Source organism: Chryseobacterium sp. Leaf180, from assembly GCF_001424585.1.
Taxonomy (GTDB): Bacteria; Bacteroidota; Bacteroidia; order Flavobacteriales; family Weeksellaceae; genus Chryseobacterium.
Map to the genome: position 1 here is coordinate 170,234 of NZ_LMPJ01000011.1, position 25,088 is coordinate 195,321.

Sequence of the window (25,088 nt, forward strand, 5' to 3'; positions counted from 1 at the left end):
ATTTTATTTTACATTCTGTCTACCGTATCAATTCCCAGGAGGGAAAGCGACCGTTTAATGACCTTCGCCGTAAGATCTGATAGCTGCAGTCGCATCTGTTTGATCGCTTGGTCTTCCTGTATCAGAATCGGATTGTTCTGATAAAAAGAATTGTATGTCTTCACAAGATCGTAGATGTAATTTGCCACCAAAGCCGGACTTAGATTTTCTGCAGCTTTCTGTATAGTCTGATTGTAATTGGCAAGCTGCACGATAAGTTCTTTCTCAAAAGCATTTATTTCAACATCTCCAGTTTCGGATTTTTTGTAATCAGCTTTGGCTAATAAAGACTGAATTCGAGCGTAAGTATACTGAATAAAGGGCCCGGTGTTTCCGTTAAAATCAATACTTTCTGCCGGGTTAAACATCATCTTTTTCTTCGGATCAATCTTCAGCATAAAATATTTTAAAGCGCCGATGCCTACCTTTTCGTAAGATTTCTCTTTATCTTCCGCTGAAATATGTTCTAATTTTCCGAGTTCTTCAGATTTTGATTTGGCAGTATCATACATTTCCTGCATCAGATCGTCAGCATCAACAACAGTTCCTTCACGAGATTTCATTTTACCTTCCGGAAGTTCCACCATGCCGTATGACAAATGATACAGCTGATCTGCCCACTCGTAGCCTAGTTTTTTTAAGATTTTAAATAAAACCTGAAAGTGATAATCCTGTTCGTTACCTACTGTATAAATCAACTTCTGAATATGATTATCTTTAAAACGCTCAACCGCAGTTCCCAAATCCTGGGTCATATACACAGAAGTTCCGTCTGATCTCAGCAAAAGTTTTTGATCCAAGCCTTCGTCCGTCAGATCACACCATACAGAACCATCTTCTTTTTGATACAGAATGCCCTTTTCAAGACCTTCGTTAATGAGATCTTTACCTAAAATATACGTATTGCTCTCATACTGCACCTGATCAAAGTCAACGCCGAGTCTTTTATAGGTTTGATTAAAACCTTCGTACACCCAGGAATTCATTTCTGACCACAGTTGGCGAACTTTCTCATCCCCGTTTTCCCAATCCAGAAGCATTTTTTGCGCTTCTTTTATTATTGGAGCTTCCTTTTCAGCCTGATCTTTGGTTCTGCCTTCTTCTACCAGATCATTGATTTGCTTTTTGTATTGCTTATCAAATGCTACGTAAAAATTTCCAACAAATTTATCTCCTTTAATATTTTGTAGCGCTGGTGTTTCGCCATTTCCAAATTTCTCCCAAGCTAACATTGATTTGCAGATATGAATTCCGCGGTCATTAATAATTTGGGTTTTGATTACTTGATGTCCCGCTTCCTCCAGAATTTTCGCAACGGAAAACCCAAGAAGATTATTTCTGATATGGCCAAGGTGGAGCGGCTTGTTGGTATTTGGAGAAGAATATTCAATCATCACCGTCGAATCATTTGACTCAATGGCAAAAAGCGAATTTTCAAGAGTTGCAAGCTGATCGGTAAAAAAGTGATTGTGAACTTTAATATTTAAAAAACCCTTTACCACATTAAAACTCGCAACAAGATCTGTCTGTGTTGTAAGACCTTCACCCAATTCCATGGCAATGGCTTCAGGTTTCTTTCGAACCTGCTTCACCAAAGGAAAAGTGACGATGGTAAAATCACCTTCGTACTCAGTTTTATTGTCCTGAACTTCCAGCTGCAAACCATCCAACTGATAAATATTCAAGATGACCTCTTTCAGTTTTTGTTCTAATATAGATTTAATATTCATGCTCAAAATTTGAACTGCAAATATACATAAATAAAAAAACCGCCCGAAGGCGGTTTTATATAAACATCTCAGTGATTAGATTAGTTTCTATTCCAGAAAGGAGTAAACTGATTTTTGACAAATACATCCGCTTGAGTAACATTTGGAGTATTAGCAGTATTCGTGTTATACTCTCTTGATGGATAAACAAGTCTCCATGGTTTGTTAGGCTGAGTAGCTGTTAAAGCCAATGGCGTAATAGGAAAACCTGTTTTAAGATAATTAATATACGTCTCTTGTGGCTTAATAAAGTGCAATGCAACCATTCTTTGATATTGAATTGCGGCAATGTGACCATCTGATCCGTTCCAACCATAAGGTTTTGTTGACAATGAAGTAGTATAAGTCGTAGCCTGTGCCGCAGTCAAACCAAAAAACCTAAATGATGCCTGTATACCAAGATTATAATGACTCAACGCATTCGTAAAGATTGCAGGATATAGTTCAGCAGCTTCTGCTTGTAAAAACTCAGATTCAGCAACCGATAACACCGTTCCGCTTTCATCCGAATTATCAACAAATGCTGTTTGGGTTGAATTAATTTCACGGAATTTCCATCCTAGTCTAGAGAAAGAAGCTTCTGCTGCTCCCGGCTGTTGACCTTCACCTTGTGTGATACCTCTAAGTGTACCACCAACAGCTCTATACATTGATCCACGACGTGTATCAGTAGTACCAGTCGTTTTCGTATTGGTTCCATTTAAAAGTCCTGCAAAATGGCTCGAAATATCGATAAGTCTATACCCTTGATTTTCAGTAGCGCCATCAAATTGTAGATACTGATAATTTCTGAATAAAGGATTTTGCTGCGCTGCATTACTGTTGTTATAACTTGGATTAATTTTTGCATCGCCATCACTTTCAGTGATAAATTGAGCTGTTTGTAAGCTTTGCAATTGCGTATTGACAAACGTTCTAATCGTAGTATCTGTAACTTTTGACTGTCTGAGCAAGATTCTTAATTTGATTGTGTTTGCAAACTTAATCCAATTTTGCATATTCCCAGCATAGATCTCATCTTCTGTTCCAACTGGAAATGCAGGATTAGGATTACTATTGATTGTTGCAACTGCTTCGTTTATAAGAATCACTAAGTTTCTGTAAATATCTTCTCCTTTATCATATTTCGGAGTAAGATTATTTTCTCTTTTAAATGCTTCAGAAAAAGGTGCGTCACCATAGAAATCTACGATATACTGCATGCTGTTCGCCATCATAATTTTTGCAATTGCTGCATGATGAGGATATTGATTTGCTAATGGACTTTGGTAAATTGCTGCGAATCTCCCCATTGCAATATAATTATTGTTCCAGAAGTTGTTACCGCGTGTTAGCGCTGACGTAACTTGCAATTGATATTCTGCGCTATATGGAGAAGCAAAGAAATAAATATTACCGGCCCAGTTATTCATCCAGACATTGGAAAGTTCAAAAACATCTCCAACTTCTACACTATAAGATGAAGTTTGAGCTGCACTAAGATAAAGGTTCGGATTAACATCTTCTACCGCAGGATCATTTTGCGAAATGTTATCATCCAGCTTACAAGAGGCTAATGCGAATGCCGCAAATGATAAATATATGAATTTTTTCATTTTTAAATAATTTTTAATATTAAAAAGTAACAGTTACATTACCTCCAAATGTTCTTAAGTTAGGATACTGGTTTGCATCTGCAAGTATAAATCCTGATAAGAATCCTCCTCCAGCACCAGTTTCCGGATCATCATAGTTTCGGTTTTCTTTGGCAAATCTAGTAAACGGATTTCTTGCCTGCACACCAATCGTTAATTCATTAATTTTTGAAGAACCCAATAGCTCTTTACTAAATGTGTATGATAAACCAATTTCACGTATTTTGAATGCTGTAGCATCTAAAACAAAATTTTCACCAACTGAATTGTATGATGCTCCACCATAATACTCCGATAAAGCAAATACAGGATTATAGTTAGTATTTGTAGGAACGTTGTTATTATATGTAGTTGCATAAATAGGAACGTTTGTATTGGCTACGTAGGCTCCATTCTGCAGGTATGATGAATTTGGTATAATATACGGTCTGGTTCTGTCAAATGTTGCAGATTCCTCAAGATTTCCAGAGAATGCCAAAGAGTTCTTCGTCCCTGAGAAAAATTTATGACCTGTACGATAATCGGCAGTAGCAGCTAAAGTAAATCCTTTTACTTTTAATGTTGTAGTAAATCCTAAGATATATTTAGGAGTCGTTCTACCGAGAACCTGCAGCTGAGAATTCACCTGAGGTAATCCTGTTGTAGCATTCACAACGATTCTGCCCTGATCATCTCTTACATAAGTTGTCCCCTTTATCACTGGAAATCGTTCTCCTTCAACAGCAAAGATTCCTCCGTAAGAATATGAGCTTAAAGAGAATTCTTTTGCACCATCTGCCAATTTTGTGATCATCGAGTACGCACTTGTAAAGTTTGCCCCAATATCCCATCTTATTGCAGAGCTTTTAACAGGTACAAAATTTATATTCAATTCGACACCTTTACCCTCCATATCACCAACATTCTTCCACTGACCATTAAGCGCTGAAGTATTAGATGTTTGCTGAAGTGTAATTAAATCATTGGTCTTGCTTTGAAATATAGCACCATCAAAAGTAATTCTATCCTTGAAGAAACCTAAGGAAAGTCCTATTTCAGCTTTAGTAGTAAATTCAGGATTTAAACGCTGATCAGTGTAATTCAATTGCGGATTGTAACTAAGATAGCCACTTCCAAGAAAAGGATATCCACCGGCCACATTTGCAATAGGATATAACTGATAACCACCGATTGCGGAAATCCCTCCTGTTCTTTCAACTGCTCCCGTAACCTTCATAAAATTCAGAACATTTCCACCGAAATCAAACGCTTTTGTAGGAACAAATGAAATCGATGCAGCAGGGAAGAAATATGAAAAATCATTATTTGTTATAAGAGATTTCAAGGATGAGTTCATTTCATACCGACCGGCAGCATTAAAGAACAAGTATTTCTTATAAGACAAATCTACGTTAGCAATAAATGCATGAATATTTGAATGGAATTTTCTGTTATTTAATGAACTGGGCTGAGCTACACTGGATAAGTTAGGAATTGTGTATAGACCCGGAATTAATAAACCTGTTCCACCAGCCTGACTATTGGTAGTTCTATAATCCTGATAATTATGACCAACAGTTACGTCTAAATTTAAATCTGTAGCAATATCATAATTAGCATTAAAGGTCAAATCACCATAATAATTCTGCTGATTAACATTAGACTGGAAATAACTTGACTGTATACTTGCACCACCTAATCCGCCATCAGTAGTGAAAACATCTGTATTTACATATCCATCGTTATAGCTTCTACCTTCAACGTTAGTGTAATTCATATTCCCACGATATGTAGCCGTAATATGATCATTAAAACGGTAACTCGCAGACCCAATTACATTGAAATAATTTCTGAGTGAACTGTCTCTTACATGTTTTTGCCTGTAATATGGACTTGTGTAGTAAATTGTCCATGCATACCCTCTATCTGCATTATCTCTAAACTGATTAATGGGAATATCTGCTGAACTCTGTAGTACATCATGATACAACGTTGGATCTGCGGTTGAAGTTTTAGTTCTTATAAAATTGACCTGACCATCAAAAGACCATTTATCAATTTTCACACCACCTTTAATTAACGCTGAATATCTGCTTAATTTATCTCCAGCTACTACGAATTCCTTTTCAAGGCTGCCCAAGGTCATACCAAAATATCCATTGCTGTTACCTGAAGATATTGATAAAGTATTCTGGAAAATAGCCCCATTTTGGAAAAACTCTCTAACGTTATCCCTTCCATAAGGTGCAAAAGTTGACTGAATTGCAGCACCTTCATCACCAGTCAAATTACTGTTATTTGCTTCAACTTCTATTATCCCATCACCGTTAAAATCATATAGAGGTATACCATATGGCTGTACAGTACCTCCTAACGGACCATTAAAAGCAGGTCCCCAAGATCCATTTTCAACATTGATCTTATTACCAAACCAACCTTGTCCATAAAGTCTTTGTCTCTTTGGTAAAAATGCTATACTTTCAATATCTACTGCAGAATTAAAGTTAATACGAATTCCTCCGCCTGCGGTACCTCTTCTTGTAGTCACTACAACTACCCCATTTAAACCCTGAGATCCATAAATTGCTGCCCCACCAGCACCTTTAATTATATTTACAGATTCAATCGCATCAGGTGGCAATTGCGCCAAAACACTTGCACTGGAAATAACATTATCAATTACAACCAATGCTTCTGGATTTCCAGAAATCGTGGTTGGATTTCTAATTATAATACTTTGCGAGGAGTTTACACTGTTATTGGTCTGATTAATTCTCACACCTGAAGCTTTACCTGCAATTGCACTAATAGCATTAGGGTTATTTGCAACCTTTAACTGCTCATTGCTGATAATCTGCTGGGCTGTTGTAACTTCGTCTTTTACCTTTAGCCTTCCTGTTACAGGCTGAACAAACACAACTTCTTCAATATCAGTTGTTCTTGGAATAGTATCGTTTCTTCTCTGCTGTGCATTTGCTACCGCTAGAGAGGAAGATACAACGATCAAAAGAACACTTGCTGTTAATTTCTTCATATTTTAAATTGATTATTTTTTTACTTGTTGCAAATATGTAAAACTTTCTTAAAAGAAACAAACGTTTTGTTAAAAATATTTAATATTGCAGTATAAAAAGTTGTCATAGGGTGTAACATTATGGAATTAGCAAAAAAATGGTCCGAATTTTATGTGGAAGCAGGGTGTGATGAGGTAGGTAGAGGCTGTTTATGCGGTCCGGTGGTAGCTGCTGCAGTGGTAATTGATGACAATTTTAACCTAAATTTAGTTAACGACTCAAAAAAGTTATCATTTAAAACCCGTTTAGCCCTTGATTCTCAGATTAAAACCTCTGCTGTAGATTTTGCTATCGTTGAATTGCCTCCTGCTTACATCGATCAGCACAATATTTTAAACGCCAGCATTCATGCAATGCATTTGGCGCTCGATCAGCTTAAAATAAAACCTGAATTAATTCTCGTAGACGGCAACCGTTTCCATCCCTATAATTTTATTCCGCATCAGTGTATTATAAAAGGTGACGGTAAACTGCTCTCCATCGCGGCGGCTTCGATTATAGCCAAAAATTACCGCGACAAACTCATGACCGATCTTCACAACGAATTTCCGGATTATGGCTGGGATACCAATTTTGGGTATGCCACCAAAAAACATCAGGAAGCTTTAATAAAGCACGGACCGACCATCCATCACAGAAAATCTTTCCGCCTGAAATACGATTAACGAAAAAAGAGAAGCTTTACGCTTCTCCTTCTTTATATTATATATCTATTTTTTCTTACTTTTCGGATCAACGGCTTTCTGCTGCTCCTGTGCTTTCTCCATCATCTCACGCATTCTTTTCTGGAATTTAGACTCCGTTTTCGGCTTTTCTTTATTGGCCTGAATCTGCGCGTGAATTTTCTTTTCATCTAATATGACGTATTTAATAACGAGAATGATTAAAATGTTAATCGCATTCGACACGAAATAATACCACGATAATCCTGACGCAGAAGTATTAAGAAAGAACAAAAACGTAATCGGGAAAATATACATCAGCACTTTCATATTTGGCATGCCTTCCTGCTGTGGCTGCTGAATGTTTCCTGAAGTCATCACGGTGTAAATCAGAATCACAATTGTACATGCAATCGCGAAAACACTTAAATGATCTCCTAAAAACGGAACTTTGAACGGAAGTTTAATCAAGTCATCGTATGCTGTCAAATCCTTTGCAAACCAGAATCCCTGTCCGCGAAGATCAATAAAGTTCGGAAAAAATCTGAAGAGTGCATAGAAAATCGGGATCTGCACCAGTGCCGGAAGACATCCTGCCATTTGGTTTACGCCGGCTTTCCTGTACACTTCCATTGTTGCCTGCTGCTTTTTCATCGCATCGGCGTCTTTAAGTTTTGCATTTACCTCGTCGATTTCCGGGCGAATTACTTTCATCATTGCACTAAGCTTATGCTGCTTGTACATAATTGGTGATAAAATTAATTTTACAATAATGGTCATCATGAAGATTACCCAGCCTGCAGAGATTCCCCAGCTTGCGATCACGCTGTATAGCCACATGAAGAAATACCGGTTCATCGCACCGATGAAAGACCAGCCTAATGGCAAGATTTCGTCAAAGTTTTTATCGTAAGATTTAAGCAAATCCAGATCAAGCGGCATAAAATACCAGGTAAAATCCTGATTCAGTTCGTTTCCTGTCATCTGCACATTTCCGTTAAAGTCCAGTTTCTTCAGATATTCGCCTTCTTCGATCGATTCCTGGTTACCCTTGCTTTGCGTAAAACCTGTTTTCGCTTCAATCACAGATGAGAAAAACTGCTGCTTCACGCCAATCCAGTTTAAGGTTTCATCCTTTTCTTCCATCGTGGTACGGCCGTCGTAATCGTAATCTTTATAATTATTAAAAGCATACGAAAACTCAGAATGCGTCTGCTCCTGCGAACGGCCTTTTTCAAGATTTCTCACACTGTAATCCCAGGCAAAATCCGCTTTTGTATCCGAAGTTATTGCTGCAAGACCTTGTGTTCTAACTTTAAAATCAAGTGTATATTTATCCAGTAAAGTATAGATGTACTGAATTTTTGCCCCGTTAAAATCCGCCGTAAGCGTCACCGCATTTCCGGCAACTGTTGGCGCGAAAACAAGATCTTTGGTATTGATCTGCTTTCCGGTTTTATCTTTAAATCTGAAACCGTAGCTCGAATTATTTTTGGTAATCAGATACAACGGAAGATCGGCTTTGTCGGTTTTCTGGTCGTAAGCTTTGTATTTCAAAAGTTCAACCTGAGAAACCTGCCCGCCAAGACTGCTGAACTGAATTTTCATTTCGCTGTTGGCCAACTCTGCAGTCTGTATAGCGCCCGGCGTCACATTTGGGTTGATGTTTGTGGCCGCAGTTGGGGTCACAGGCTTTTTTGCCTGCTCTGTTTTCTGCTTTTCGGCGATCTGTTTATCTTCCGTCTCCTGATTTCTCTGGAAATAAAACATGAATCCGAAAAGTACAAGACATAAAACCGCAAAACTGATGATCTGACTTTTATCAAGTCCGTTGTTCTGTTGCATTTATTTTAAATTAAAATTTTTTATAAATCTGATTCTGCGCAGCTTGCCACGCGTTTTTTAAGTCGACAAAAATACTGTTTTTTTATCAGAACTTTCTGTATTAATATCCTGCTAAATAACAGACTCAGACTGAGATCGGTCAGTCTGAGCTGTAGAATTGACGTTGAAAACGTATTTTTTACTTTAAAGTTTCACATGCTTTGATAAACGCATGGAAAAGTGGATGAGGCGATGCCACCGTACTTTTGTATTCCGGGTGATACTGCACGCCCACATAAAAAGGGTGACCGGCAAGCTCAAGTGCTTCTACCAAAGAGGTTTCAGGGTTTGTACCTGTTGCCACAAAACCTTTTTCATTAAATTCCTGCAGATAATCACTGTTGAATTCATACCGGTGACGGTGTCTTTCGGTAATATTTTTGCTGCCGTAGATTTCGTGTAATTTTGAACCGGATTTCAGTGCACATTTCCACGCACCAAGACGCATTGTGCCTCCTTTATCAATAACGTTTTTCTGCTCTTCCATGATCGAAATTACAGGATGCTCGGTCGCCGTATCAAACTCCATCGAGTTGGCTTTGGGATAACCCAAGACATTTCGGGCAAATTCAATTGTCATGATCTGCATTCCCAGACAAATTCCCAGCATCGGAATTTTATTTTCTCTGGCATACTGTGCCGTAAGAACTTTACCCTCGATTCCGCGGTCTCCAAAACCTGGCGCAATCAAAATACCGCAAACGCCGTCGAGTGATTCGCTGATATTTTCTTGTGTTAAATCACCGCTGTAAACCCAGCGGATTTTCACTTCGGTTTCCTGATCGGCGCCTGCATGTTTGAAAGCTTCCGCAATCGAGATGTAAGAATCTTGAAGCGAAATATATTTTCCAACCAAAGCGATTTCTACTGTTCTCTTCGGATTCTGAAATTTCTTCAGGAATGTTTTCCAGTTTACAAGATCGGCTTCTTTGTCACTTTTCAGATCCAAAGCTTTTAAAACAACATCGTCAAAATTCTGCTTCTGAAGATACATCGGCACTTCATAGATTGTTGCCAGATCTTTACATTCGATCACATTATCAAGAGAAACATTGCAGAACTGTGCAAGTTTTGCGCGCTGATCTTTAGGTATTTTATGCTCGGTACGGCACACCAAAACGTCTGCCATGATACCGCTTTCCATCAGCTGACGAACAGAGTGCTGCGAAGGTTTTGTTTTTAATTCTCCACTCGACGCAAGATAAGGAAGCAGAGTAAGGTGAATCACCATAGAATTATGCTCACCGAGTTCCCATTTCAGCTGGCGCACGGTTTCGATATAAGGAAGTGATTCGATATCACCAACGGTACCACCAATTTCGGTGATGATGATATCGTAGTTCTGTTTGGATAAAATTTTAATTCTCCGCTTGATTTCATTCGTAATGTGCGGAATCACCTGTACAGTTTTACCTAAAAAATCTCCTTTACGCTCTTTTTCGATTACGGTCTGGTAAATTTTTCCGGTGGTGACGTTATTGTTTTGCGAAGTCGGCGCATCGAGATAGCGCTCGTAGTGACCTAAATCCAAATCTGTTTCGGCGCCGTCTTCAGTCACGTAGCATTCGCCGTGCTCATAAGGATTGAGCGTACCCGGATCGATGTTGATATAAGGATCAAGTTTTTGAATAGTTACGTTGAAGCCGCGTGATTTTAGCAGAAGTCCCAGAGAGGCAGAGACAATTCCTTTTCCCAAAGATGAAGTTACACCTCCCGTCACAAAGATATACTTTGTATTCTTTTTACTCATTAGATTAGGTTTGTGCAAAGTTAGGGCAAAAAGAAAAGCAAAGCAACGGTTTGGGAATTTCAAATCTCCCGGAAACAAAAAAGGTTTCCCGAAAATAAATCCCGGGAAACCTCCACCTAAACCAAATTATATATATGAAAACTACTATGTCTGTTTGGCGTTTTACCGCTTTACATACATATAGATGGCTCTTTTTTTTGAAAGTTAAATCATCACAGAATCTTTTTTTCAGATTTTTAAAACATTAACCTTTAGTGAATTTTATTATTCCCACAATAGCTACTCAAAGACTTTCAATCAGCCATAATTTTTTTTAAATTTACCGTATGGCAAAACTCAGAACGGCATATTTCTGCCAAAATTGCGGCACGCAGTATTCGCAGTGGATGGGACAGTGCAAAAACTGCGGACAGTGGAACACGCTCGTAGAAGAAATCATTGAAAAAACGCCGCAGAAAAGCATTGCGTCAAAAAGCAAACAGAACGTCATCAACATCATCGAAGTGGAAGCCGTCGAAGAACCGCGCATAAAAACGCCTTCAGATGAGCTTAACCGTGTACTCGGCGGTGGAATTGTCTTAGGCTCAGTCACTTTAATCGGCGGCGAACCTGGAATCGGGAAATCAACTTTGCTTTTGCAGCTGGCTTTAAAAATGAAAAAGAAAGTTTTCTATGTTTCCGGGGAAGAAAGCGCCTCGCAGATCAAGATGAGAGCCGACCGTTTGGCCGAAATCAAAAACCCAAACTGTTTCCTCTACACCGAAACTTCTCTGGAAAAAATCCTTCATGAGGCCAAAAAACTCGAGCCAGAATTTGTCATTATTGATTCTATTCAGACGCTTCAATCGCAATTAATTGAAAGCTCGCCGGGAACTGTTTCCCAAATCAGGGAATGCTCCAACGAGATTATTAAATACGCTAAAGATTATAATGTGCCTGTATTTTTGGTGGGCCACATTACAAAAGACGGACAAATCGCCGGCCCGAAAGTTCTCGAACACATGGTTGATGTCGTCTTAAATTTTGACGGAGACCGCAATCATTTATTCAGATTATTGAGAGCCAACAAAAACCGTTTTGGTTCGACGGCAGAAATCGGGATTTACGAGATGGTTTCGCAAGGTTTAAAAGAAATTAAAAATCCATCAGAAATATTAATTACGAAGAAATCCGAAGAGCTGAGCGGAAACTCTGTCGCCGTAACCTTAGAAGGAAACCGCCCGATGCTTTTGGAAATTCAGGCTTTGGTGAGTACCGCCGTTTATGGAACTCCACAAAGAAGCTGTACCGGTTTTGATTCTAAAAGGCTCAATATGCTATTGGCTGTTCTCGAAAAAAGAGCCGGTTTTCAGTTGGGCGCAAAAGATGTTTTCTTAAACATTACCGGCGGAATTAAAACCGATGATCCGGCTTTAGATTTAGCAGTTGTCGCCTCCATTCTTTCTTCTAATGAAGATATTGCCATTTCTGAGCACTACTGTTTTGCAGGAGAAATTGGCCTGAGCGGAGAAATCCGTCCGATTGCGCAGGCTGAACAGCGCATTACAGAAGCTGAAAAACTGGGCTACGAGAAGATTTTTATTTCCAATCTGAATAAACTTCCAAAGAAGAAATTCGGGATCAAAATCGAAGAAGTGAGCAAAGTGGAAGATTTTCACGAGCGGCTTTTTTAGAACAAACCCATCAGATTCTTACACGCTTATTTGTGATAAAAAAACCATGCGCCGGTGCATACGCCTGTTTATATATGTAAAGTTTACAAGTTATATATATAAACCTCACAAGTCATATATATAAGTTTTACAACTCATGCGCATGAATTGAAGAAGTCATGCGCATGAATTGAAAAAGTCATGCGCATGAGTTTTTTAAGCCGGCATTAATATCTTTTTCCAAATAAACGTTTTATATGAAAAAATTACCATAAAGTGCTGATTTCGTACTATATTGCAGTATCTAAAATACCATAATGATGAAAAGATACGCTACCCTGCTGTTTTTGTGCTGCGCTTTTATTCTGAATGCCCAGCAGACGCTTTTTCAGACTAAAATTTCACCAGGCAATCTGACAGCAAGTCAAAAAATAAGCGCCGGGCTGTCGACGACGTATAATTTTACCGAATATTTTAAACAGTCACCCATTGATTTATCGTCAGATTTAAACATACATCTTTCCGGAAACCGTTTGGTAAAAGCGCATTTTGTACGGAAATTCTCTTACACAAACCGCAGCGAATCAGCCGTTTTTTCTGTTGAAAACCACCCGCTCGCCGAACTGGTTTTATCTCAATCTCAAAATACCGTCACCGGAATCCTTGATTTCGGAACCGGCGAGAAAATTATTTTCCACCAGACCGATGCCGATACTTTCGCAGTTTCCTCGGTGAATGAATCGAGTTTGATTCAAAAGGATTCTAAAGACGACTTTTTGCCTGCGCCGGGTTCCTTTAAAGTTAATTCAAATATCTGCCAGGCTGCAACGCCAGTTTGCGCAAATACGACCATTGATGTAATGGTGGTTTACACCTCTGCAGCGCGTGCAGCTTGGGGCGGCGTTTCTCAAAGCAATTCTTCGATAGCGACCGCGATTACCAATTTCAATACGGCGCTGATTAATTCCGGCGTAACGAATGTGCTGATCAATCTCGTCTACAGCGGCGAAACCTCATACACAGAATCCGGAAACATCAGCACCGATCTTTCGCGTCTGCGCACCAATAACGATACGTACATGGACGATCTGCTGATCTTGCGCACCACGTATGGAGCAGATCTTTGTGCTTTGATCACCTCAACACCTTCCGGAACCTGCGGACTTGGCTATTTAAATTCAAATCCTACAAATTATTCAGGTACGAATGCTTTTACAGTTTCTCTCTATAACTGCGTGGTTTCAAATTATACATTAGCGCATGAGATGGGCCACAATATGGGACTGAATCATGATTGGTACGTCTCTACAAGCACGGCGCCGTGCGGGCATCATCACGGCTACAGCAATCAGACCGCGATCTCACAAGGTACATCAAGCGCTACCAACCAGCGATGGAGAACGATTATGGCATATAATGATGAATGTGCCAATGCCGGTTTTACATGCACAAGGCTGAATCGCTGGGCAAATCCTGCATTAACGTACAACGGTCAGCCTACAGGCGTTCCCATTGGAAGTCCCAATCCGTCGGATGAAGCTTTTGGTTTTAAACGTTTTGCATGCGTCGTTTCGCAGTTTATGCCGACCGCAGTTTTGCGAACCAATGAAATTACATCTGAAAAAGTAAATGATTTCACGATCTTCCCAAATCCGGCAAAAGATGAAATTAATGTGATTTTGAAAAATGAAAAAGCTTCTTATTTTAAAATAATCAATATGCTCGGGCAAACAGTTTTGGAAACTGAGGCGCGCAAAATAAATATCCAAAGTCATCCCGCAGGCGAATATTTTCTGAATGTGTATGACAAAAACGATGAAATGATCGGGACGAAAAAGTTTATCCTCCGCTGACATTTCGCGTTTTAGATATTAAAATCCTTATCTTAGTACAAAAGATCAAGGATTTTTTTTAAAAACGTATGAATTACCTCGCCCACTCTTTTCTTACTTTCAGTGACGGACAAATCGTAGGGCAGTTTCTCGAAGATTACATCCGCAACAAAGACCGTTTTTCTTTCCCGAAAGATATTCAGGATGGTATTACGATGCACCGCGCGATCGATACATTTACCGATTCTCATCCCGCGATTCTGGAGGCGAAAAAAGTTTTTCAGCCTTTGGTAAGACTGTATGCAGGTGCATTTATTGATGTTTCGATGGATTATTTTCTGGCGCGCGATCTCAGTTTAAATTCGGTACAAGACTGGAAGAAACATTCATTAAAAGTGTATCGCGTACTGAATGAAAACATCAGTTATTTCCCGGAGAACTTCCGCAGAATGCTGGAAAAAATGGAAGATGATGACTGGCTTTTTAATTACCGTAAAGATCAGGGAATCAAATTCAGTATTCAGAATGTGTTGCACAAAGCCAAATATTTGGATAAAAATATTCCGGTTTTTCAGGCGTTTTTAGATCATAAAGAAGAACTGCAGAAATGCTACGATGCCTTCTTCCCGGATTTGCTGGCGCATGCTAAAGCAGAGAATGCACGACTGCAGCTGGAGAAATAAAATTAAAACTGCTGATAAAGATATCGGTTGGGATACGTCAGTTTCTCGCTTTTTCGGTTCCCGCTGACGATAATGTGTACGAGGTTGATCTGGTCATCAAAAAGATTGTAGAGAAAACTTACCGCCGCTTCTACTTTCTGCGGTTTTGAAACCTTTTCAGACTCAAAATAAATATCCACCGACTCATTATCTTCTTCGTAACCGATGTAATTTATTTTTAAAAACTGACCGTTTGTTTTCAGTTTAAAATAGTCTGCCACATAATTTTTCAGCGCTTCATTCAGCTCAGTTTTATATTTCGCATCATTAAAATGAAGAGGTTTGCCGTATTTTTTGGCCAAAGCATTTTCGAGATCATCGAGAAAAAATCTTCCGGTAATTTCGAAAGTAGTTGATTTTGAATTGTAATTAATTTCAACGGAACCGACGTGATAAGGATGTTTTACCTCTGTAAATGACAGAAGAAAAAAGAGAATGGAAAAAAGAATAACTGTTTTTTTCATTAAAGAAGATCAATAATTTTTTCAGGATTTTGGCGCATATCAAAGAAGAGAATGACGTTGATTTGGTTTTCATTTTCCTTTCTGAAAAACATTCGTACGTGTTTTTTGCCGATGAGCGCGGAGCGGGTTCCCGCCTGAGACTTTTGAAACATCCGATATTTCCCTTCCATTAGTTGAGTTACAATAGACTCCACATCATCAATAAAAACATTCATTTCTCTTTGAGTCCATACTTCAGACAAAAACTGTAAAATCTCTCCGTATGAAATTTCCGCTATTTTCGTGAATACAACTCGCATATTTTTTTTCTGGCGTTAGCAAAAAACTCTTCAGAAGAAATCAGATCTTCCTCCTTCACAGAATCGGCATATCGCTCGATGGCTTCATAGACGTGCGGCGGCACACCTTCTATTAAATCTGATGAGTTTTCCTGCACCGACACAGATTTCACACCTTTTATTTTTTCTAAAAGCTGTTTGATAAATGCAAAATCTTCAGCATTCTCCAGTTCGATATTCACAATCATAGCGTTGAATTTCATACAAAGTTAAAATAAATTTTGTATCATCGCATTTCAAAAAAAATCAGGAAAAATGCAGGATTTTCTTTTCTATTTAAAACTCGGCTGGGAACATATTATTTCGCTCGACGCACTCGACCATCAGCTTTTCGTGCTGGCTTTAATGGCGATTTATTCATACAGCGACTGGAAGAAAATTTTAATTTTGGTAACGGCTTTTACAATCGGTCATTCTATGACGTTGGCGCTCAGTATTGTAGACATCGTGCGCGTTCCTTCAGCGTGGGTAGAGTTTTTAATTCCGCTGACGATTGTTCTGACGGCGCTCGGAAACATTGTAATGAAAAACAAAAATGTTTCAAAAAACAAGACCAATTATTATCTTGCATTGTTTTTCGGCCTGATTCACGGTCTGGGATTTGCAAATACCGCCCGCGTTATGATTGCAAAAAGCCAGAGCATCGCATTGCCTCTTTTCGGTTTTAATATCGGTCTCGAACTGGGCCAGATCGTCATCGTTTTCGCCATTCTCATTCTACTTTTTATCTTATTAAATCTATTTAAAATCAACCGCAAAGACTGGATTCTATTTGTTTCGGCAGGCGTTTTTGCCTTGTCTTTACAGATGACTTTGGAGAGGCTTCCTTTTTAAAAAACCAAATGTACGCATCGGGTAACCAACTGTCAGCGTCAGGTAATCAACTGTACGCATAAGGCAATCAACTGTCAGCTTCGGAAAACCAACTGTCAACATCGGAAAACGATCTGTCAACATCGCAAAACCATCTGTCAGCCTCGGGAAACCAACTGTCAGCATTGCAAAACGATCTGTCTGTTTCTCAAAACCAACTGTCAGCATCGGGAAACCATCTGTCAGCATCGGGAAACCAACTGTCAGCATTGGGAAACCAACTGTCAGCATTGCAAAACGATCTGTCAGTATCTCAAAACCAACTGTCAGCATCGGGAAACCAACTGTCATCATCGCAAAACGATCTGGCTGCCTCGCAAAACGAACTAACCGTTTCGATAAACCGTTTTCCATCTTTCTGCAGAGTCACGGGCGTTTTTATTTAAAACAAACCTTGAAAATCTGTTTACTCCATTCAAAGAATCGCGCGGTCCTTACAATATTTTAGAAATTTTCAACGACTTATTATTATATTTGAATATTATTAAATCATCCGAAATGAAATTTAAAATTTCTGCACTTTCAGTCTTGTTTTTTACCGGCGCATTTGCCCAGAATATTCAGAACAATCCGGGGAGTAATCATGGGAACCGTTTTGAGCAGATGGGAACGATTTTCCCAACGCCGAATGTATACAGAACCGCTTCCGGAGCGCCCGGACAGGCTTATTGGCAAAACAGAGCCGATTACGACATCACCGCGTATCTGGATGAAGACAAAAGAAACCTGAAAGGTTCGGAAACCGTTACCTATCACAACAATTCTCCTGATGATCTTGATTATATCTGGCTGCAGTTGGATGAAAACCAGCAGTCGACAACGAAGAAAGCAGATTATCAGTCGTCGAGTTTTATTCCGCGGGCGACAAATGATCAGCAGCTGAAAGTCACTGAAATTCCTGTGAAAGACAATGGCTACGGCGTGAATCTGGAAAAAGTAACCGACGCAGCGGGAAATCCGCTGAAATATACCGTTAATAAAACCATGATGCGCATCGATTTGCCTAAAATGCTGAAAAAAGGCGAGAAGTTTATTTTTAAAATCGACTGGAATTACAACATTCCGAACCGTATAAAAATGGGCGGGCGCGGCGGTTACGAAAACTTCGCGGAAGACGGAAACGACCTCTATACAATCACGCAATGGTTCCCGAGAATGTGTGTGTACAGCGATTTTCAGGGTTGGCAAAATCATCAGTTTACGGGAAGAGGAGAATTTGCCTTGGTTTTCGGAAATTATAAAGTTTCGATGAACGTTCCCGCAGATCATATTATTGGCGGAACCGGCGAGTGCAAAAACTATGATCAGGTTTTAAGTTCGGAACAGCTTTCACGCTACAGAAAATCACAGACCTCTACCGAACCTGTGGAAATTGTGACTTTGGATGAAGCTAAAAAAGCAGAGAAAAGCCATTCGAAACAGAGAAAAACATGGGTTTTTGAAGCGAAAGATGTGCGTGATTTTGCATGGACGGCTTCAAGAAAATTTGTCTGGGATGCGATGGGCGTTACCATTCCTGAAAACAATAATAAAGTAATGGCGATGAGTTTCTATCCGAAAGAAGCTTATAATCTTTACCGAAAATATTCAACAAAAGCCATCGCGCATACCATAAAAACCTATTCAGAATTTACGATTCCGTATCCGTATCCTGTGGCGCAGTCGGTGGAAGCGGCCAATGGCATGGAATATCCGATGATCTGCTTTAATTATGGCCGTACCGAAAAAGACGGAACCTATTCTGAAGGCACCAAAAACGGAATGATCGGCGTGGTGATTCACGAGGTGGGACACAATTTCTTTCCAATGATCATTAATTCCGACGAAAGACAGTGGAGCTGGATGGATGAAGGTTTGAATACGTTTACAGAATATTTAACCGAAGAAAGATGGGACAATAAATTCCCTTCCAAACGTGGCCCGGCATGGACGATAGTGGATTACATGAAACTTCCGAAAGATCAGTTGGAGCCCATAATGAGCAACTCTGAAAACATCATTCAGTTTGGGCCAAATGCTTATTCTAAGCCTGCAACCGGTTTAAATATCCTTCGCGAAACCATCATGGGACGTGATCTTTTTGATAAAGCCTTTAAAACCTATTCTAAAAGATGGGCGTTTAAACATCCCGAGCCTGCAGATTTTTTCAGAACGATGGAAGATGCAAGCGGTGAAGATCTCGACTGGTTCTGGAGAGGTTGGTTTTACGGAACCGATCCTGTAGATATTGCGATTGATAAAGTAACGGTGGCAACACCAGATTTAACTGCGCTAAGAGAAGCCGGCGAAATGAAATATAAAGTCGACAGGCCGCTTCAGAATGAGTTTGAAGACATTTCAAAAATCAGAAACAGAGAAGATAAAAGCATCACTTTTGCCGTAGAAAAAGACAAATCGCTGCAGGATTTCTATTACCGCTACGACCGCGGAATGGAAACCGTAGACAACAGCAAAGAGATCGTTCTCAAAACAGAAGGTACCGAGCCTTTGGACAAAAAAGATCAGGAAAGACTGAAAAATTACAATGCGTATCAGATTGATTTTGTAAACAAAGGCGGTCTGGTGATGCCGATTATCATTGAATTTACCTTCGAAGACGGAAGCAAACTACGCGACCGTTCTGCTGCACAGATCTGGAGACAGAATGAGAAAAAAGTTTCTAAAACCTTCTTTTTCGAGAAAAAAATAAAGTCCATTCAGCTTGATCCGATGAGAGAAACGGCAGATATCGATACTTCCAATAATCTTTGGAGCAGCGACAGCTCTACCGTCGAAACTTCAAAATTCCAGGTGTTTAAACAGAGACAGGAAGGTGCAGTGCGTGGCGGCGCCAGCGGACGTGTAAACCCGATGCAGGCTGGAGGGAAGAAAAAATAGTGCGTTTATTTTATGAAAAAATGACTCACTTTTGAAGACCATCAACGCTAAAAATGAAATGATGAATCTTAACAAAACAGCGATTGTACCGTGTTTCTCCCGATCGTATATTTACAATGTGATCGATCCGTAAAATAAAATATGTTCAAAATAATTTAAAAAAAGCCTCTGAAATTTCAGAGGCTTTTTTTTTAAATCCTGCAGGACTGAATGTTTTTCACAATTGCAATATTAAAAATCGTAAAACTCAGGTTAGGTGATTTTTGAGAACGGCCTTAAAGGTCCTTCCTAAAGGCAGCTTTTGCCCACCTTCAAGATATACTGAACTTGTATCATAAGAATGAATATGCGATGCCAAAACGATATATGATTTGTGAATTCTGATAAAGCCGAACGCTTTAAATTTTTCTTCAAAATTCGTCATTCTGTCCAGGATCATATATTTTTTAAGCGGTGTTACCAGAAGAATGTACTCTCCGTAACCTTCTATCCAGAGGATATCTTTTAAAAATACCTTATTTATAATATAGTTAGATTTAAACATGATAAAATCTTCCTGCTCCTTCGCCTCTGAAGATTTCCTGAATCGTAGAAAATCATTTGCTTTAGAAACCGCCTTTTTGAAGGTTTCAAAATCGACAGGTTTTACAAGATAATGCACCACATCGAGCTCAAATGCTTTTACAGCATGTTGAGTTTCTAAAGTAAGAAAAATGCAAAGCGGTTTGTACGGAAGTTTTTCGAGCAGCTCGATGCCAGTCATAAACGGCATATTTATATCTAAAATTACCAGATCTACGGTATTCTCCAGTAAAAAATCGTACGCCTTCAGCGGATTTTGAAAAGATGCCAGCAGCTCTACACCTTCTGTCTTGCTGCAGTATTTCTGTACTAACTGTAATGCCGGATATTCGTCGTCTACATTTACTGCCTTAATATCAGCCATTTGCATTTATTTTTAAACTTGTTCTGTATATTTTACTGTCTGCAGCTTCTGAGGTAAAACTGTAATTTCCCGGAAAATATCTGTCGAGAATAGCGAGAATCGCCTTATTTCCCAAACCTTGATATCCTGTCACTGCCTGCTGATTTCTGTCTTTTGAAATAGAGTTTTCGATCTCAAAAATCAAAACATAATTTTCAATTTTAAAATCAACAGAGATGAAACTTTCCGGATCGATTCCTACCGCAGAGTGTTTTAAAGAATTTTCAAAAAGGGTAAGTAAAACCGAAGGAGGAATTTCTATTAAATCTAAATCTTCACTGTTCCCGATTCTGAAAAATATATTAAGCTGGTCATTAAACCTAAGCTGGTAGAGCGCTGCCAAAGATGTTATCGAAGAAAATTCCTGAGCCAGCGAGATCTTTTCTTTACCGCTGTCATAGATCGTATACTGCAAAAGTTTGCTGAGCTGAAGGACAGCATCTGAAGTTTTTTCTGAATCACTGAAACTGCTGACGTATATATTATTGAGTGTATTAAGCAGGAAATGCGGACTGAGTTTAGATTTCAGTAAATCGACATACAGTTGATTTTTTTCTTCCCCGAGCACCGCAACATCGCGCTCGATCAAAAATTTATCTTTTGTAATTCCCAGAAAGGAAGCGACTAAAATCACAATACCCTGTGTGATATACACATTGTAAATAAAACTGTTGTAATCTGTGCGTAAAAAACTGTTTGCAAAAAGAGCAGGTTCCAGCAAAATGCGCGACAGGCTGCTGATGAGAAAACATACCAAAGCATAGAGAACAAACTCTGGATATTTATTGGAAAGATAAAATTTCGGGACTAAGTAATAATAAATAAAATAATAGATACCCAAACTGAAAATAGAGTTGAAAATAATATTCAGGATCAGTTCCGGTGTTTGCAGAAAGTGTTTTTGGGTAAAATAGATCATCAGAACAAACACAGCTCCGAAGAAAATGTGCTGAAAGCCCAGCAGAAATTTCCAGCGGTAAGACATGATCTTATTCAAAATCTTCTGACTGAATAAAATTCTAAAAATCAATAAGATAACAACGATATTCAGTAATAAAAACATCCGCAGATATGTTTTTCAGATAGTCCAAATATACCATCTTTTTTTTCTCAAAGTGCAGTTCACTTATAAAAAACACCATTGGTTGAAAATTTTACAGACAAGCACTGCAATTGGATACATTTGAGAAAATGCAATGTTAACTAAATATTACATGAAGATTAAACAAAAAACAATCGCTCTCCTGATTATTCTTTCAACCATAATGATGAAAGCGCAAAGCATAGACAATTACAACATGTGGTTTCAGTATCTGATGTCCGCAAAACTGACTGACAAAAATACCCTGACTGCACTTGCGCAATACCGTTCTTTTGATCTCGCTTACGATACACGCCTTTTCCTTTTAAATGCGTATGTCGATCACGAGGTGGCACCAGGAATTAAACCCGCTGCAGGTTTTATGTTTCTGGTACTCGAATCTTACAATACAAACAACTCAAAAAGGATTCGCTATGAAAAAAGACCGTTCCAGCAGGTGACAATGGAAAATAACATCGGCCGCACCTCAGTCTCAAACAGGCTGCGCGTGGAAGAGCGTTTTATAAATAATCCTGATGAGTTTATCGTAAGGCTGCGCTATCTTATTTCTGTAAAAATTCCTTTCAGTAAAAAAGGTGAAAAAGAAAAGCTGTACGGCATTCTTAAAAACGAAATCCGAATGAATATCGTAAAAGATGAACCTTTTGACAGCAACCGTATCACAGCAGGAATCGGTATCAAAACAGGAAGAAACTCGGCACTGGAACTGGCTTTTATTAATCAGCTGGAAACCGGAAAAACCAGCAATTACGGCTACATTGGTTTCAGACACAATTTTGACTGGAGAAAGAGAGAAAAAAATAATCCGAACTAAAAAAACAAATTATGCTTACAATATTAGGTTTTCTGATGATCGCAATCTTTATGGTTTTCATCATGACAAAAAAACTGACGCCTCTTACTGCATTGATTCTGGTTCCTGTGATCATCGCCGCTTTGGCAGGTTTCGGATCTGAACTTGGCGAGATGGCAAAAGACGGCATTAAAGAAATTGCAATGACCGGCGTGATGCTCATTTTTGCCATTCTGTATTTCAGTCTGATGATTGACACAGGGCTGTTTGAGCCACTGGTACAGGTAATTCTGAAAGCTGTAGGCGACAATCCGGTAAAAACTACCATCGGCACCGCAATTCTTACAACTTTGGTCTCTTTGGATGGCGACGGTTCTTCTACCTACATTATTGTAGTGGCCGCAATGCTTCCGTTATACAAAAAACAGGGGATGAATCCTTTAGTTCTTACCTGTATTGTGATGCTCTCGGGCGGAATTATGAATATCCTTCCCTGGGGCGGCCCGACGGCGCGGGTAATGAGTTCTCTGAAACTGGGTCATGCTGAAATTTTTGTCCCGATGATACCTATTATGGCGATCGGAATTTTATGGGTTATTTTCGTATCCTATATTCTGGGAATTCAGGAAAAAAGAAAAATCGCCAAAAACGGCAAATTTACCAGATACAGCGACAATGATATCGAAGGCGGCGACGATCAGAAAATGCTGAGACCAAAATTAATATGGGTGAATTTTGCCCTTACGATACTGCTTTTGCTGGTCATGATTTTAGATCTCATTCCTTTGGGTATTGCATTCATGATCGCATTCTGTATTGCCGCACTCATCAATTATCCGAAACCGAAAGACCAGCAGAAAATCGTTACCAAACATGCGGGAAATGCACTTTCTGTTGCCGGGATGATTTTCGCAGCAGGAATTTTTACAGGAATTCTCAATGGCACCGGCATCATGCAGGCGATGGGAAACAGCATTATTGGCATTGTACCAGAAAGTTGGGGTGGTTTTTTAAATACAATTACTGCCGTTTTCAGTGTTCCGCTCACGTTTTTTCTAACGAATGATGCGTATTATTTCGGTATTTTACCCATCATTACAGCAACAGGTTCAGAGCTGGGAATTCCGCCTGATGTTTTAGGAAGAGCCAGTCTTGTCGGTCAGGCATCGCATTTATTAAGCCCGCTCGTACCTTCCACTTATTTGCTGGTTTCGCTTGCGGGAGTAGAATTTTCGGATCATTTGAAATTTACCTTAAAGTGGGCCATCGGCTCATCCATAATCATGCTGGTAAGCGCATTGATTCTGGGAGTGATTTAACAACCACTTCCAGGATTTTTTTGCGGAGTAAACGTCTGTATTAATTATTTTTTAATCTCAATAATAAGTCTAATTTTACATCAGTAAAAGCAGCTGATGTTTCCCAGTCTTCCAAAAAAAACGTTTACCAACACCTATCTCAGGAATCTGACGCTGTATGTTTTTATCGCGATCATTGCGGGTGTATTTGTGGGAATTTATTTGCCTGAGTTCAGCAGAAAACTGGAGCTCGTCAATCAATATTTCTTTACCGTTCTTGAGGCGATTATTCTGCCGGTGCTTTTTATCGCGATCGTTTACGGTATTTTAAATGTGTTTGAAACCAAGAATTCATTCCGGATTATTGCATATACTTTCATTTATTTCATTTCCGTCACCTCAGTCTGCATTATTCTGGGTTTCATCATGGGCTTTCTCATAAAACCGGGCATCAATACCGGTATCAATCTCGCCGAAATCCGTGCGGAAATTCCCAACACATATAGGTTTACAGGCAATCCTGATTTTTTTACCATCAACAACAGCAGGTATACCATTTTTCTTGTCATCTCGGTCATTGTCGGAGTTGTTGCCGGCAGCCTGAAAAGCAGGAAGCTTACGACAGTTCTCAATTTGGGGATGGAACTTTTTTACATCGGCATAAAATATCTTTATCTTGTTCTTCCGGTCATTATCTTCTGCAATATCGCTTACGGAATCTCTGTTTACGGCCTCAGCACACTGCTTCCGCTCAGTAAAATCGTGGCAACCGTTTATCTTGCGTGTATCATTTTTATTTTCGGTATTTTGGGAACGCTCTGCTATTTTTTTAAAATAAATTTTCGTGAATTTCTGGTGGATATAAAAGATGAAATCATTCTGGTGATGACCACTTCTTCCTCCAAAACAGCATTCCCGATGATCTTCGAAAAACTTGAAAATCAGGGTTACGAAAAGAAAATCATCCGTTTTCTTATTCCGCTGGGCTACAATTTCAACCTTGCGGGTGCCTGCATTTACATTTCCGCATGCTGTATTTTTTTGGTGCAGTTTTACAGTATTCCCATGGGGTGGAATGATTACTTTCTGCTGTTTTTAATCATCAGCATTACTTCCAAAACAGCTTCCGGTGTTCCCGGCTCCGGCTTTCTCGCGCTTATATTTACTCTGGATAAATTCGGTAAAATACCATTAACAGATATTGCGTTGCTGTACAGCGTAGACCGTTTTATGAATGAAGCAAGATCGGTAACCAATTTTATCGGAATTGCCGTTTCTTCGGCACTTATCGCAAAACTGAATCCGTCAAAGGAAGCTTTTTAGCAAAAATTGCCTGCTTTTTTTCTGCCAAAATTTCACCT

General features: G+C 39.3%; 20 protein-coding genes. 9 read left to right on the plus strand and 11 right to left on the minus strand.

Annotation, left to right across the window (positions count from 1 at the left end; translation table 11 throughout):
• Positions 1-8 precede the first annotated feature (8 nt).
• The 3 genes from argS to ASG01_RS13745 all read right to left on the minus strand — a co-directional run bounded on the left by argS (position 9) and on the right by ASG01_RS13745 (position 6,455).
• Positions 9-1,769, minus strand: a complete 1,761-nt coding sequence (argS, locus tag ASG01_RS13735) for an arginine--tRNA ligase (protein WP_055864757.1) — start codon at positions 1,767-1,769, stop codon at positions 9-11.
• Between the two features lie 80 nt (positions 1,770-1,849).
• Positions 1,850-3,403: a SusD/RagB family nutrient-binding outer membrane lipoprotein gene (locus ASG01_RS13740; RefSeq protein ID WP_055864761.1), complete on the minus strand. Its 1,554-nt coding sequence runs from the start codon at positions 3,401-3,403 to the stop codon at positions 1,850-1,852.
• A gap of 19 nt (positions 3,404-3,422) precedes the next feature.
• On the minus strand, positions 3,423-6,455 hold the full coding sequence (locus tag ASG01_RS13745; protein ID WP_055864764.1) for a SusC/RagA family TonB-linked outer membrane protein: 3,033 nt from the start codon (positions 6,453-6,455) through the stop codon (positions 3,423-3,425).
• Between the two features lie 120 nt (positions 6,456-6,575).
• Between ASG01_RS13745 and ASG01_RS13750 the strand changes: the two genes are divergently transcribed.
• A complete protein-coding gene (locus ASG01_RS13750) occupies positions 6,576-7,160 on the plus strand; it encodes a ribonuclease HII (RefSeq protein WP_055864767.1) in 585 nt (194 codons plus the stop codon).
• 45 nt (positions 7,161-7,205) lie between these two features.
• On the opposite strand, the gene yidC is transcribed toward ASG01_RS13750, so the two are convergent.
• Both yidC and ASG01_RS13760 read right to left on the minus strand, forming a co-directional pair.
• Entirely contained in the window at positions 7,206-9,002 is a 1,797-nt protein-coding gene (gene yidC / locus ASG01_RS13755; RefSeq protein ID WP_055864770.1) for a membrane protein insertase YidC, read from the minus strand.
• A gap of 178 nt (positions 9,003-9,180) precedes the next feature.
• Positions 9,181-10,791 carry a CTP synthase gene (locus tag ASG01_RS13760; RefSeq protein WP_055864773.1) on the minus strand — a complete coding sequence of 537 codons (1,611 nt, stop codon included), beginning with the start codon at positions 10,789-10,791 and terminating at the stop codon, positions 9,181-9,183.
• 326 nt (positions 10,792-11,117) lie between these two features.
• On the opposite strand from ASG01_RS13760, the gene radA reads away from it, so the two are divergent.
• The 3 genes from radA to ASG01_RS13775 all read left to right on the plus strand — a co-directional run bounded on the left by radA (position 11,118) and on the right by ASG01_RS13775 (position 14,958).
• Positions 11,118-12,464 carry a DNA repair protein RadA gene (gene radA, locus ASG01_RS13765; RefSeq protein WP_055864776.1) on the plus strand — a complete coding sequence of 449 codons (1,347 nt, stop codon included), beginning with the start codon at positions 11,118-11,120 and terminating at the stop codon, positions 12,462-12,464.
• 296 nt (positions 12,465-12,760) lie between these two features.
• On the plus strand, positions 12,761-14,296 hold the full coding sequence (locus tag ASG01_RS13770) for a M12 family metallo-peptidase (protein ID WP_055864779.1): 1,536 nt from the start codon (positions 12,761-12,763) through the stop codon (positions 14,294-14,296).
• 68 nt (positions 14,297-14,364) lie between these two features.
• The gene (locus tag ASG01_RS13775; protein ID WP_055864782.1) at positions 14,365-14,958 is read left to right on the plus strand and encodes an ACP phosphodiesterase; all 594 of its coding nucleotides are present in this window, start codon (positions 14,365-14,367) and stop codon (positions 14,956-14,958) included.
• A gap of 2 nt (positions 14,959-14,960) precedes the next feature.
• Here ASG01_RS13775 and ASG01_RS13780 read toward each other — a convergent pair whose 3' ends face one another.
• Genes ASG01_RS13780 through ASG01_RS13790 form a run of 3 tightly spaced genes read right to left on the minus strand, consistent with a single transcriptional unit; the run spans position 14,961 to position 16,002 of the window.
• The gene (locus tag ASG01_RS13780) at positions 14,961-15,461 is read right to left on the minus strand and encodes a DUF6702 family protein (protein ID WP_055864786.1); all 501 of its coding nucleotides are present in this window, start codon (positions 15,459-15,461) and stop codon (positions 14,961-14,963) included.
• The gene (locus ASG01_RS13785) at positions 15,461-15,760 is read right to left on the minus strand and encodes a hypothetical protein (protein ID WP_055864789.1); all 300 of its coding nucleotides are present in this window, start codon (positions 15,758-15,760) and stop codon (positions 15,461-15,463) included. The genes ASG01_RS13780 and ASG01_RS13785 overlap by 1 nt, the downstream gene beginning before the upstream one ends.
• A complete protein-coding gene (locus ASG01_RS13790; RefSeq protein WP_055864793.1) occupies positions 15,736-16,002 on the minus strand; it encodes a hypothetical protein in 267 nt (88 codons plus the stop codon). Before ASG01_RS13790 ends, ASG01_RS13785 begins: the two co-directional genes overlap by 25 nt.
• Before the next feature lie 52 nt (positions 16,003-16,054).
• On the opposite strand from ASG01_RS13790, the gene ASG01_RS13795 reads away from it, so the two are divergent.
• On the plus strand, positions 16,055-16,633 hold the full coding sequence (locus tag ASG01_RS13795; protein ID WP_055864796.1) for a HupE/UreJ family protein: 579 nt from the start codon (positions 16,055-16,057) through the stop codon (positions 16,631-16,633).
• On the opposite strand, the gene ASG01_RS13800 is transcribed toward ASG01_RS13795, so the two are convergent.
• The gene (locus ASG01_RS13800) at positions 16,601-16,966 is read right to left on the minus strand and encodes a hypothetical protein (protein ID WP_131725378.1); all 366 of its coding nucleotides are present in this window, start codon (positions 16,964-16,966) and stop codon (positions 16,601-16,603) included. The genes ASG01_RS13795 and ASG01_RS13800 overlap by 33 nt on opposite strands.
• 204 nt (positions 16,967-17,170) lie before the next feature.
• Between ASG01_RS13800 and ASG01_RS13805 the strand changes: the two genes are divergently transcribed.
• Positions 17,171-19,549: a M1 family metallopeptidase gene (locus ASG01_RS13805; protein ID WP_117613457.1), complete on the plus strand. Its 2,379-nt coding sequence runs from the start codon at positions 17,171-17,173 to the stop codon at positions 19,547-19,549.
• Positions 19,550-19,796: 247 nt separating this feature from the next.
• Here ASG01_RS13805 and ASG01_RS13810 read toward each other — a convergent pair whose 3' ends face one another.
• Complete coding sequence (locus ASG01_RS13810) at positions 19,797-20,495, minus strand: LytR/AlgR family response regulator transcription factor (RefSeq protein ID WP_055864802.1); 699 nt, start codon at positions 20,493-20,495, stop codon at positions 19,797-19,799.
• A complete protein-coding gene (locus tag ASG01_RS13815; RefSeq protein WP_238584560.1) occupies positions 20,488-21,597 on the minus strand; it encodes a sensor histidine kinase in 1,110 nt (369 codons plus the stop codon). The genes ASG01_RS13810 and ASG01_RS13815 overlap by 8 nt, the downstream gene beginning before the upstream one ends.
• Positions 21,598-21,748: 151 nt before the next feature.
• Here ASG01_RS13815 and ASG01_RS13820 point away from each other — a divergent pair, with 151 nt between their 5' ends.
• The 3 genes from ASG01_RS13820 to ASG01_RS13830 all read left to right on the plus strand — a co-directional run bounded on the left by ASG01_RS13820 (position 21,749) and on the right by ASG01_RS13830 (position 25,050).
• A complete protein-coding gene (locus tag ASG01_RS13820; protein ID WP_055864807.1) occupies positions 21,749-22,450 on the plus strand; it encodes a DUF2490 domain-containing protein in 702 nt (233 codons plus the stop codon).
• Between the two features lie 11 nt (positions 22,451-22,461).
• Complete coding sequence (locus ASG01_RS13825; RefSeq protein ID WP_055864810.1) at positions 22,462-23,748, plus strand: CitMHS family transporter; 1,287 nt, start codon at positions 22,462-22,464, stop codon at positions 23,746-23,748.
• 96 nt (positions 23,749-23,844) lie between these two features.
• On the plus strand, positions 23,845-25,050 hold the full coding sequence (locus ASG01_RS13830) for a dicarboxylate/amino acid:cation symporter (RefSeq protein ID WP_055864814.1): 1,206 nt from the start codon (positions 23,845-23,847) through the stop codon (positions 25,048-25,050).
• The last annotated feature ends 38 nt before the right edge of the window (positions 25,051-25,088 follow it).